Below are 12,156 nucleotides of genomic sequence, written 5' to 3'. Positions count from 1 at the left end.
TGCCCCGTCAGAACCTCAACCTGCCTTAACTTCGTGACAATCTCTTCCGGCTTCGGTCGCTTGTTGGCCATGTGTTTCCTCCGTTTTCCTAAACATAGCGGAGGACCACTTCAGTGGGGGAGGATCATTACCGCGCCTTGCTTGGTTAACATGTTCCACCTTCACGAACTGATCTTGTCAAAAGGTGAGCCGTTGTCCGGCAAGCTTCAGAACTCAAGGCATCACATTTCAAACGGAGTGAGGCATCCTCCTCAGACTGCCTACAGGGACGCGGCCGCCCGGCTCGCCTGATCGTATTGCCCCGACAAGGTACGCAACGCCCCGGCGATTTCCCTCAGTTCGGTTCCGCTCAGATCCGTGCGCCCAACCGCATCAAGAAGACATTGCCGGCGAATATCGCGATAGGCCTGGCAAAGCTCTGCCCCGGTGTTCGAAGTGGAATAGAACACCTCTTTGCCCCGCTTATCCGACACAACCAGCCCTGCTTTGAGAAGTTTGCGCAGCGCGTAGTTCACCGTATGGCTATCCTCGATATTGAGCAGGAAACAAATGTCAGACAGACGCTTTTCCCGGTCGCGATGGTTCACGTTATGAAGGATCAGGATATCCAACGGGCTTAGGTCCGGCTGTCCCGCCGCCGCCATGCAGCGCATCATCCATCGCGAAAACGCATTGTAGGCAATGATGAGACCAAACTCGAACTCCGAGACCTCCCACCCTTCCCCCTCGGCCAAGTGACGGGAGGAAACGATTCTGCGGCGATCCGGAGTGGTATTCATAAGGTTTGCCCCTAAAAAACGCTGACGATTTGTCTACAAATTACGCAGAAAGATCATCCTCATCAAGGCCAGCCACCGTCTTCCCAAGCCTTTAAAGACATTCAAAACGGAAAAAATAAAAATAAATTCAATAATCTAACCCCAGGCACCGCCTGCAAACAAAGCATAGGCCTCTCAGCGGACCCCACACTACAATAATAAAACGTTGACAAATCGCCAACGTTTGGTGACGTTTTTACTACTGATAATCCAGTCCAACGGAGTGAGAGAATGAAACTGTTTAAACTGATCGGAGGCGCGGCCTTTGCCGTAGCGGCCCTTGGAGTGTCCGCGCAGGCTGAGACCTGGGACATGCCGACACCTTACCCCGACGCGACCTTCCATACCGCCAATATCCATGATTTTGCTAAGGACGTAGCCGACAAAACCGGCGGCAAACTCGAGATCAAAGTGCATTCGGCAGGATCGCTGTTCAAACACCCCGAGATCAGCAAGGCCGTGCGCAGCGGTCAGGTCCCGGTCGGCGAATTCTTCCTGTCGCTTCTGAATAACGACAATCCCGCCTTCGGCGCCGATTCTCTTCCCTTCCTGGCCACGAGCTATGGCGATGCGGAAAAACTCTGGGCCGCGCAAAAACCGATCATCGACAAGCTTCTCGATGTTCAGGGGCTCATGCCGCTCTATGCCGTGCCGTGGCCGCCTCAGGGGCTGTATACAACGAAAGAAATCAAAACCGTCGATGACCTCAAAGGCGTGAAATTCCGCACCTACAATGCAACGCTGGAAGAATTCGCAAACCTCGCAGGGGCCGCCCCGACACAGGTCGAAGTGCCGGATATTCCGCAAGCCTTCACCACCGGCCGGGTCGAAGCCATGATTACTTCACCCTCGACCGGCGCGAACTCCAAAGCGTGGGATTTCCTGTCGCATTATACCGACATTCAGGCGTGGCTTCCCAAGAACATCGTCGTGGTGAACAAGCGTTCCTTCCGCCGTCTCGACGATGACGTGCAGGCCGCAGTTCTCGAGGCCGCCGCCGCCGCAGAAACCCGCGGCTGGGAGATGAGCAAGGCGGAAACCGCCGCCAAGGTCGCGATCCTGAAGGAAAACGGCATCACGGTTGTGGAGCCGTCGGAAGAACTGATGTCCAGTCTCAAGGCGATCGGTGCAGATATGCTGGACAACTGGAAAGCTTCCGCCGGAGACGAAGGCGCGGCCCTTCTGGACGCCTATAACAACTAAGACCTGTCACTACGGGCGGCGAAGGTGCCGCCCGTTTCCTATCGGGAGGAAAGACGATGCGGCGCAGCCTGACCATTCTCTACAATCTCAGCGGGGCGCTGGCGGCGTTTTGCATCCTGTCCATCACGCTTTTGGTCTTCGCACAAGTGTGTCTCAACCTTGTCGACAAGCTCGCGGTTCTGTTCGCAGGCCAAGCCATCGGGCTGACCATTCCCTCCTATTCCGATTTTACCGGCTTCCTTCTTGCCGCCTCTACCTTTCTGGGGTTGGCCTACACGCTCAGAGCCGGAGGACATATCCGCGTCACCCTTGTCACAGGGCTTCTGGGGGATTTGGCACGGCGTCGGGTAGAAACCCTTGTTCTTGCCGTGGCCCTGGCGATGGTTGCCTATGGCACGGTCTACATGGGCCTGCTCGTGGCCGAGAGCCACGAATTCGGCGACCGGACCTCGGGTATGGTCTCCTTACCGCTCTGGATCGTGCAGATGCCCGTTGCCGTGGGGCTTGTTGTGCTGACCATTGCCCTTCTGGACGAACTGACCTGCGCCCTGATGGGACAGCCCGCCTCTTACGAGGGCAAGGGCGAAAACCTCCTGAACGAGTAAGCCGATGAGCATCCTGACCCTTTCCATAATCCTCTTCGCCCTGCTGTTCCTGTTTCTAGGCTCCGGCCTATGGGTGGCGCTTTCGCTTCTGGGCGTCGGCATGGCCGCGATGGCCCTGTTCACCGATGCACCCCTGGGGCTTGTCATGGCCACGACGATCTGGGGCCATGGCAACTCCTGGGCGCTGGCCGCGCTGCCCCTGTTTATCTGGATGGGAGAAATCCTGTTCCGCTCCAAACTCTCCGAAGACATGTTCACCGGCCTCTCGCCGTGGATGAACAGGCTTCCGGGGCGGCTCCTGCATGTGAATATCTTCGGCTGCGGCATCTTTGCCGCCGTCTCCGGCTCCTCCGCGGCAACAGCCGCCACCATCGGCAAGCTCTCCATCCCGGAATTGGCCAAACGCGGCTATCCCGAGCGCATGGTCATCGGCACATTGGCCGGATCGGCCACGCTCGGGCTTCTGATCCCGCCCTCGATCATCCTCATCGTCTACGGCGTGGCCACGGAGCAATCCATCGCCCGGCTGTTCGTGGCGGGCATCCTGCCGGGCCTGCTTCTGGTCTCGCTTTTCGTCGGCTACGTGGCGCTCTGGGGCCTGATGAACAAGAACAGCCTGCCCCGTGAAGACACACGCTATAGCCTCCGTGAAAAACTCTACCACTCGCGCCGGCTCCTGCCGGTGATGGGGCTGATCGCCGGGGTCATCGGGTCAATCTATGCCGGGATCGCCTCTCCCACGGATGCGGCAGCGGTGGGTGTCGTTCTGGCGCTGGTGATGTCCTGGGCCTCAGGCTCTCTCACATGGCAGAGCTTTACCGAGGGGCTGATGGGCGCGATGGTGACGTCCTGCATGATCGCCTTCATCCTGGCCGGTGCCTCTTTCCTGACCGTGGCAATGGGCTTTACCGGCATCCCGCGCCTGCTTGCGGAATGGATCGGGGGCATGGGGCTTTCGACCTATACGCTTCTTGCCGCGCTCACCGTGTTCTTCGTCATCATGGGCTGTTTCCTCGATGGAATTTCTGTCGTCGTCCTGACAACCTCTGTCATAATGCCCATGGTGCAACAGGTCGGAATTGATCCGCTCTGGTTCGGCATTTTCGTCGTCATCGTCGTGGAAATGTCCCAGATCACCCCACCAGTCGGATTTAACCTCTTCGTACTGCAATCCCTGACCGGGCGGAACATCCTGACCGTGGCACGGGCGGCGCTGCCGTTCTTTCTGCTGATGCTTCTGGCGCTGGCCCTGATCGTGGTTCTCCCCGAAATCGTGACCTTCCTGCCGGAGAACATGTAAACCCATGGCGCAGGTGATTGATACACCCCCGGCAGGGGACTGGCCACGCATCCGCACGGTCGGCTTCGACGGAATGCTCGTCAGCTTTGGCGAGACCTTGAATGAGCCGGCAAACCGTGCCGCGCTGGCCTTCCGCGCCGCTGTCGAACGCGCGGGCTGGAACGGCGTCGAGGAAAGCGCGACCTCTCTGGTCTCCTGCTTCCTGCGGTTCGATCCGCTCTATCTGGGCCACGACACACTTCGCACCGATCTGGAAACCCTGCTTGCCGAACGGAACTGGTATGATGCCGACTTGCCGCAAGGTCGGCGCTTGTGGCGCATTCCCACCATCTGGGGCACCGATCTCGCCCCGCAACTCGAAGAGGCCGCCCATCAGGCGGGGCTAAGCGTGAAAGACGCGATCCAATCGCTCTCTTCCGAACCTGTGCGGGTGCAAACCATCGGTTTCGCTCCCGGTCAGCCCTACCTTGGGGAACTGCCCTCCTGTTGGGACATCCCCCGCCAACAAGACCTTTCGGCGCGCATTCCCGAAGGGGCTCTGGCGGTGGCGATCCGGCAATTCGTGCTCTTCTCGGTCACGACCCCCACGGGCTGGCGTCATGTCGGGCAAACCGCCATCAGGCTTTTCCGCCCCGAAAGCGAAACACCCTTCGTCCTGCGCCCCGGCGACGAGGTCATCTTCCCCCCCGTCAGCCGGGAAGAGTTCGAGAATATCCGTAGCTCCGGCCCCGACGGCGGCGCAAGCTTCGAGGTGATCCGATGACCGGCACAGTGACGATCCGCAAGGCCGGGCCGGGCCTGTCGCTACAGGATATGGGACGCCCCGGCTATCTCGTCCACGGGGTCTCTCGCGGTGGGGCGGCGGACCCTCTGGCATTGGCCGAAGGGGTGGCGCTCCTGTCGCAATCTCCCGATGCCGCAGCGCTGGAAATGGCCGGTATGGGCGGCGAGTTCACGGCAGATCGCGACCTGCGCATCGCCCTGACCGGGGCCGATATGCGGGCGACGATGGACGGCGCACCGCTTGTCTGGAATGCAAGCCACCCTTGGCCCGAGGGCGCGGTCCTGTCGATCGGCGCGGCCCGACTTGGAACCTATGGCTACCTGCATGTCGGCGGCGGTTTCGATACCCCGAAACGGCTCGGATCGCGCTCTGCCCATCTTGGTGCCGGGCTTGGTACTCTGCTCGACGATGGAGAGACCCTGCCCGTCGGCACCGACGCCGGAAAGACCACAGGCCAGGTCCTTGTGCCCGATCCCCGCTTTGACGGCGGCGCGTTGCGTGTCTTGCCAAGCCTGCAAACCGATTTCTTTCCCGCCGACGTGCTGGAACGTTTCGAAGCGACCGAGTTTCACCGCGACATTCGCGGCAACCGGATGGGAGCCCGGATGAATTCCGACGGTCCCGGCTTCCTGACAGATGGCGGGCTGAGCGTCCTGTCCGAGGTCATCGTGCCCGGCGACATTCAGGTCACAGGCGATGGCACCCCCTTCGTGCTCCTCGCCGAATGCCAGACCACCGGAGGCTATCCCCGTATCGGCACCGTCCTGCCCTGTGACCTGCCCAAAGTGGCCCAGGCCCAACCGGGCGCAGGCCTGCGCTTTCACTTTGTCACACTGGAACAAGCCATCGAGGCCGAAACGCGGGCACGTGACGCCGTGAAAGGGCTACGCTCGAAGGTTCAACCGTTGATCCGGGACCCGCGCGACATGCCCGACCTTCTGTCCTACCAATTAATCAGCGGCGCAATCGCCGGAAACGAGGAGATCTGAGATGACCCTGAAAGTCGATCTGAACGCCGATATGGGCGAAAGCTTTGGTCCCTGGAACATGGGTGCCGACGCAGAGCTTCTCGATATCGTCAGTTCCGCCAATATCGCCTGCGGGTTTCATGCTGGCGACTGGGACACGATGGCAGAGACGATGAAACGCGCCGCAACGAACGGTGTCGGCATCGGAGCGCATCCCGGCTTCCCGGATCTACAGGGCTTCGGACGCCGCCGGATGCATATCCCGCTCGACAGCCTCGCCAATCTCGTGCGCTACCAACTCGGCGCGGCTCGGGCCATGGCACAGGTCAATGGCGGCGCGGTCCGGCATCTGAAACTGCACGGGGCGCTCGCCAATATGGCGGCCGAGGATAAGGCCATGGCACTGGCCTGCTATCGCGCCGCACTGGACGTCGATCCAGAGATCATCATCATGGTCCTCGCCGGAACCGCGCAAAACGAGGCCGCTGCAGAACTCGGCTGCCGCACCGCCTGCGAGATTTTCGCCGACCGCGCCTATAACGATGATGCCACGCTGGTCGACCGAAGCCTTCCCGGAGCCGTCATCCACGACCCCGAACTCGCCGGGCAAAGGATGCTCGACATGGTCCGGGCAGGTGCAATCCTGACCGAGAGCGGCAAACATATCCCGACGCGGGTTGATACGATCTGTCTGCACGGAGATACCCCCACCGCCGTGCAGATCGCCCGTTCTGTCCGAGGCATTCTCGAAACCAACGGTGTCACGGTCGCGCGTTTCGACGGAGAGACACTCGAGCGATGACACAGTTACGCATTTTGAGTCCCCAAAGGCCCAGAATATTTGTCGAGGAGAAGCGACTTATCAAGAACGAGATGACACCAGGAGAACGAATGTGGAGAGACAGATATCATCATCTTTGAGATAGGCTTTCCGTACCAGTCCGGTGTAGCTGCTCTGATTTATGGTGGGGACTGATGTAACGAGGGTTGCAGATTTGGCCATGGTAGTGAAGTGCGCCCCAGGGGCTGGACAAACGCGCAAGTGTCGCGATGAGATGTTCCAGATCGTGCTGGAAGAAATTTTGCTTGATTGGGTGTGTCACATCACGAACTTGCACTCCCCCCCCGAAACAGATGGAGATTTTTTGAGCAATAATAGCATCTTACCATATTCTCGAGGCACCCCAGCTGTGGCATTAGTAGCTACGGGACAGGTTGAACAGAACAAGGCCCTTTGGAATTCAGGACCACAATGAGCTTTGCTCCATTCCTGAAACATTTAACTATTTGCATTAGATTTCTGAATGGGCACAAATCCCACCTGCAGACCGAATGGACGACCTATCTTCTCGAGTGTCTCCAATGTCGGATTTGCTTTACCTGCCTCGAGCGCGATCACCTGAACCCTGGTCAGACCAAATCGTTCAGCGAACACGGCCTGAGTCATGCCCAAGGATTGGCGCAACTCACGAACCGCATTCGAGAAATCGAGCTCGCCCGAAGCCGCTTTCCGATAGATCTCCTCGCGGCGTGTGCGCTTTTCAATCTTCGTGAGAGGTTTCACGGCTGGCATTGAACATCCTCCAAGGCTTCAATTGCAGCGATCATCCGATCAGGCCTGATGGCGTGCTCAATAACTTTGTCCAGCACGCCCAGTTCAGCAGCGGTACCACGCAATTCGCGCAGCGCAGGCAACATGCCAACCAATGCCTGGCGTACTTCGTCGACACTCAAACCTTCACAAGCCACAGAATCGCACACCGCAGCCCAGTCCGTACCGAGATCTCGCCCCTCCAGGCAGCGCCATCGGCTCTGCCGTGCGATGCCTGCATTCGAAAGGCGCATGGGCGCAAAATCGAACAGCGGCGCGAGCCGGATCCCGCCCTGTGCCGGGCGCTGCATGGCCGTATTGCGCCCATGATTGTCCGGGTTCCCAGCGGCCATGTTGAGGACATCTCTCATAAGGTACTCTAGCCTGTCCCCTGCCGGGTCATCGCTGTAGAGATCTATGATTTCAAGGTAGTCCTCATGCGCTCTGGTCATACCGAATTCAGCAACACCGAGAGCCGAGGTCAGGCTTTCCTGACCATGAAGCAAGACCGTTCCATCAGCGATCTCCCGATCGAAACGCGGCATGATCAGCACACCAGGTTCGTAGCGTAAAGCCGCTGCGCAATTCAGACCAAAGGATCTGGCCAACTCCAGGTACGGTGCCTCTGCTTCAAGGATCAACCGATCATTGTCGCCCGAAGATTTGGGGAGTTTGATGATGACATGCTCGATCCCATCTTCGGTTTTGACGAAAGGATCCGGATACCAGAAACCATCCCGCCCGGAACGAGACATCAGGGTTTTGGGCCATTCACCCTGCACGCCTCTGGAACCAGAGGCAAGATGTGCAAACCGATCGACAACATCCAGGAAAAGGTCAGTTCGGTTGAAGATATCCTCATCAGTCAGAGGGGGGCACTCGAGGCCTACGATGCGCTCTTGCTCAGCTTCGAAAGCCTCCCGACTACGCAAATTCCCTATGGGTGCGCCCCCTGCACGGCGCAACAACTGAAGCTCGACAGCTGGATGGTCAGACCGGAGGCCTTCTTCTCGTGCAATGCGTGCGCGAGCCGCCCCCTGAGGCATGAGATCAAGGAGCCAGGCCGGCCAGCGGTCAGATTGACGAAAGGAAAGATCCACCGGATAACGCAGCGACAATGCACGGCGATCAACAACATTCCCTTGGAGGGCATCGACCGAGGCCATCTCCGCCCAGTAGTCCGTGTCATAGCTCGTGCTCGTCGCACCTGCGATCCCGCGACTGGACTCCAGGAATTCTACATCAGCGGCATCACGCCACTCACCGTCAACATGTGTCTGAACAGTGAAATCCATTAAGTACCCTCATAACGATACCTTTTACTCCACATAGAGAGAAATGAGTCTGCTTTAACAATACGTTTGAGAACGCTACCTTTCAGTCTCTTCAGGTACTCCTCTCAAATTTCAGCAGGTAGTCAGTCTGGCCGAGCCAATCAAATCACAGGTTGACCGCCATGGTTGCCCACGCAATGAACAATATATGTGGGAAACGCTCTGGCAGGATTGAACTGCCGCCATGGTCGCTTGAAATGACCCCACGCGTGGATGACGCGGTTCAAATATTACCGCGGCGCACATGCAACCCACTTGCAAAAAGCATCCGGTAACTTTGTGGCAGAACCGTTTTCTTGCCTTCAGACTGGTTGTGACACAGTCATAGGATCGAAGGGGAGCGAGGGCGCTTTGATCCCCGTGGTAAGCGATAGCGTGTGCTGATTGGCGATGTCACACATCTCGATTTAAAGAAAATTATTTATTATCAAGCTCTTACACTATTTTCAAGGTGATGCCACGTCAGCTGTGACAGCTTGTGACAAGATCTGTGACACACATTTTACATTTAAAATCAATAAGTAAGCATCATTATATAGGTTTATGTCACATGTCACAGATATATATGTATTTACGTACGCGCGCACATGTACGCACGCGCATGTACGCATGTAATACATATTCTGGCGTGACATGTGACATGGCGTAACTTGTTGATTTTAAAAGATTGTCGTGTCACACGGTATGTAGGCCAGGCTCTCACCCTTTATTAATATATATTAAAAACAACGACTTACGAGATGCGGGCCAATAGTGACTTTTGTGACAACTCACCTCCGCACCCTCGGTGTCACATGGGCCCAACCACCCAAACAGTTCAGTAAGGGCGCGTGAGCCAACTCGTTTCCGCCCTCCTGGGCCAAGATGCAGACCCGACCGCGCATGCAAGCTCGACCGGGCTACCGGTATTTCATTTCAACGCCTGAGCTAAAGTTCTCTGTCATCGGGGCTGAGAGGTCATTGCGACCTGTCAGCGTTACGCCAATTGTCGACAACCTCTTCGAGGGCATCAAAGAGCAGCACGGGAAGGATTCTGAACTCTCTGTCTTCTATGCTATGCCACCGCTTGCGCGATCGAGTTCGGGCGGGCATGGCACCCGAAAGCACATCCGGGTTTCAGGACTTTTGACCAGGTGCCAGAACTGGGTTTAATTAAGCGTCATTCGATAATTTCAGTGTTATCTGCCAAATTAAATTTCTCGGCGGCGCTTGGGGAATTTGGCTCCCAACGTGCGATCCACCCAACCCACACTGCAAGCTATTGTTTTTAACCGATAATGAAGAGAGTGGGAAACTTCGCACCTGAGCTTTTCCTGCTCTCTCGGATACGTTGGAAGAAATCACCACTTCCCATCGAGAGGACCAACCATGAACAGATCGCATCAATTTCTGAAGCTGACTGCCAGCACCGCACTTGCGGTCATCGTCGGCTTCCCAGCTTTCGCTCAGGGAACGGGTGACTATTCCGACGAGACGAACTGGGGCATCAACAGGACGACGGAACGCGCTTCAGGGATGAATGCGGGCGGTATGGTCGGTGATATGGCCATGCCCGGGTACAACCCCAACGCTCTCCGCCCCGCCGGCGATGGGCTTGGACGGCATCAGGCCACCCAGGATGTCGAGATGCAGGGCAACAACCTGACCGGTGTCAACGAGATCACCGGCGTCTCAAGGATCATCGGGAACGGCGTTCTGGTGATCGAGAACCTCGATTATCCGATCGATGGTTACGACGCGGCCAACAAGGCCTATGTCGATGAAGAGATTGCCAAGGCGGCCGAGGATCTCGAAGACAGCGTTGACGAGACACAGCAAGGGCTCGACAACTTGACCGGTGGCGACGGCATCGATCGGAACGGTGACAGCTTCGAGTTGGACAACTCCGTGGTCAGGACCTTCGGTGACCAGAACATCGGCGGCGTGAAGAACTTTCAGACACGTATCAATGTGTCCTCAGCCTCAAATCGCCCTCTGGACTCGCGCAGCCATGCTGACAATGGTGTCGGGCTCTACGGGCGCGCCTCAAGCACCAATGGTGGATATGGTGTGGTAGGCATGAATGAGGGGGCCTCTGGCGCTGGCGTCCTGGCGGAAACCCTCAGCGTGAATGGTCTGCCGCTCATGGTCTCGGCACCAAGCACAGCCATGAGCCTTGTAGGACTGACCGCAGGTGGAAACATTGTCAGCGAGATTTCATCCGTAGGGGATGGCGTTGCGATAACAGGCATCGAGTTGCCGACACGCGGGGACCATGCCGCGTCCAAGGAATATGTCGATCTCGTCGTTGAAATGCTTCGTGACGAATTCGGGATATCCGCGATTACGCCATATATCCAAGAATCTGTCAGCATGGCGCTGGACCCGACTGCACCCCCCGTTGAGGATTACTATTACTACAGCTGCGGAACGAGCACCGTAAACCCCGACGGCAGCCGCACCTGTTCCGAACTCGTGATCAAATCACCGGTGAGCCCTACTCGCGGGGTCTTCAGGCTTCATGAAGCAAATGTTCAGACAATTGTAAACTTGGGGATTCATCTTTCCGGGAGTTGCACCTTGGGTGACCAGATCGGCTACGATGAAATCCATTATTTCTATGGCACCAGCTTCCCTGCTGAGACCATAGATGCGGAGATTTATTTTGATGCGCACTACCCAGAGGCCTGGGGCTTCGTTGAAGGTGAAGCAGATCACGGCCCGGGTACCGTCACTGATGGTTGCAACTTTCAGCCACGCGCGCAGATTTTCACCCCCAGCGATCCTGAGTTCGAGCGCCTGAAGGGCTTCACCCTTTACGATCGGAACGTGACCCCGATGCCGAGCGGGTACACCGTCGAAGAGCCTTGATGCCAATCTTCGTACGTTCAACGGCGGCCCCTTTGGGCCGCCAATGTGAAATGCATTTCCAGGGCTCCTCGCCAAGTCGTGGGGGGATAGAGTAAACGCCATGATAAAAAATATCTTTGTGACTCTTCTTTGATTGCGGCCGGCGCCTTTCTCGCCGCGGTATCCTTGCTCTTCCTGGGCCTTGGCATTCCTGGAAAGTGCAGCTTCGGCCTCAACTACTGCACGCTTTACTTTTCCCTCGTAGGCCTGACCTGTTCCATGGCCCTTACATCACCAATCGCGCTGGCATTGAGTTTCAGCAGACGCTTTCCCAGGTTTCTGTTCTGGCGGCGCTCTCTCACCATCGGCCTTCCTGCGATGTGTTGCGCACTAATTGCCGTGACATTTCTGGTGGCCTGAAGACCATCAGAAGTTCCCACAGGCTGGTGGAAGCGGCCTGCCCCCCTCTTCCACAATCCTTCAAGCGAATGAAGCTGGCCTGAACTCCCGCCGCCTGCTCTTCCTCAGACAGACGACAGTTTACCAACGCTCAGACGGGCTCTGCCGTCAAGAAATGATCTCTTCCATAGCAAACACAGGGTACGCCCGCCGGCCCCCGAGACCATCGTCCAGATGGATCAAAGGCCAATCATGCACTAACAATCAAACTGGACCACTCAGGTGGGGCTGATCACCTAACCGTGTAAGTGTTGCTCGCTCATTG

Annotated in this window: 10 protein-coding genes; 7 read left to right on the top strand and 3 right to left on the bottom strand. The window is 57.3% G+C overall.

What is annotated here, in order from left to right; translation table 11 throughout:
* Window positions 1–260 precede the first annotated feature (260 nt).
* Window positions 261–779 (bottom strand): winged helix DNA-binding protein, encoded by a 519-nt coding sequence (locus MK745_RS18195; RefSeq protein ID WP_243614626.1) that lies wholly within the window; start codon window positions 777–779, stop codon window positions 261–263.
* Between the two features lie 270 nt (window positions 780–1,049).
* Here MK745_RS18195 and MK745_RS18190 point away from each other — a divergent pair, with 270 nt between their 5' ends.
* Genes MK745_RS18190 through MK745_RS18165 form a run of 6 tightly spaced genes read left to right on the top strand, consistent with a single transcriptional unit; the run spans window position 1,050 to window position 6,480 of the window.
* Window positions 1,050–2,021, top strand: coding sequence for a TRAP transporter substrate-binding protein (locus MK745_RS18190; protein WP_243614625.1), 972 nt, complete (start codon window positions 1,050–1,052; stop codon window positions 2,019–2,021).
* A gap of 56 nt (window positions 2,022–2,077) precedes the next feature.
* Window positions 2,078–2,626, top strand: coding sequence for a TRAP transporter small permease (locus MK745_RS18185; RefSeq protein WP_243614624.1), 549 nt, complete (start codon window positions 2,078–2,080; stop codon window positions 2,624–2,626).
* Between the two features lie 4 nt (window positions 2,627–2,630).
* Window positions 2,631–3,926 (top strand): TRAP transporter large permease, encoded by a 1,296-nt coding sequence (locus MK745_RS18180; RefSeq protein WP_243614623.1) that lies wholly within the window; start codon window positions 2,631–2,633, stop codon window positions 3,924–3,926.
* Between the two features lie 4 nt (window positions 3,927–3,930).
* The gene (locus MK745_RS18175; RefSeq protein WP_243614622.1) at window positions 3,931–4,689 is read left to right on the top strand and encodes a 5-oxoprolinase subunit B family protein; all 759 of its coding nucleotides are present in this window, start codon (window positions 3,931–3,933) and stop codon (window positions 4,687–4,689) included.
* Window positions 4,686–5,699: a biotin-dependent carboxyltransferase family protein gene (locus MK745_RS18170; RefSeq protein ID WP_243614621.1), complete on the top strand. Its 1,014-nt coding sequence runs from the start codon at window positions 4,686–4,688 to the stop codon at window positions 5,697–5,699. The genes MK745_RS18175 and MK745_RS18170 overlap by 4 nt, the downstream gene beginning before the upstream one ends.
* 1 nt (window position 5,700) lies before the next feature.
* Window positions 5,701–6,480 (top strand): LamB/YcsF family protein, encoded by a 780-nt coding sequence (locus MK745_RS18165; RefSeq protein ID WP_243614620.1) that lies wholly within the window; start codon window positions 5,701–5,703, stop codon window positions 6,478–6,480.
* 477 nt (window positions 6,481–6,957) lie between these two features.
* On the opposite strand, the gene MK745_RS18160 is transcribed toward MK745_RS18165, so the two are convergent.
* Entirely contained in the window at window positions 6,958–7,251 is a 294-nt protein-coding gene (locus tag MK745_RS18160) for a helix-turn-helix transcriptional regulator (RefSeq protein ID WP_243614619.1), read from the bottom strand.
* Window positions 7,239–8,564, bottom strand: a complete 1,326-nt coding sequence (locus MK745_RS18155; protein WP_243614618.1) for a type II toxin-antitoxin system HipA family toxin — start codon at window positions 8,562–8,564, stop codon at window positions 7,239–7,241. Before MK745_RS18155 ends, MK745_RS18160 begins: the two co-directional genes overlap by 13 nt.
* A gap of 1,407 nt (window positions 8,565–9,971) precedes the next feature.
* Between MK745_RS18155 and MK745_RS18150 the strand changes: the two genes are divergently transcribed.
* The gene (locus tag MK745_RS18150; protein WP_243614617.1) at window positions 9,972–11,453 is read left to right on the top strand and encodes a hypothetical protein; all 1,482 of its coding nucleotides are present in this window, start codon (window positions 9,972–9,974) and stop codon (window positions 11,451–11,453) included.
* Window positions 11,454–12,156: the final 703 nt, after the last annotated feature.

The organism is Shimia aestuarii (genome assembly GCF_022814865.1).
Classification (GTDB): Bacteria; Pseudomonadota; Alphaproteobacteria; order Rhodobacterales; family Rhodobacteraceae; genus Shimia; species Shimia aestuarii_A.
The sequence above is the reverse complement of the archived record's forward strand: the minus strand, read 5'-3'. Positions and strand labels throughout refer to the sequence as shown.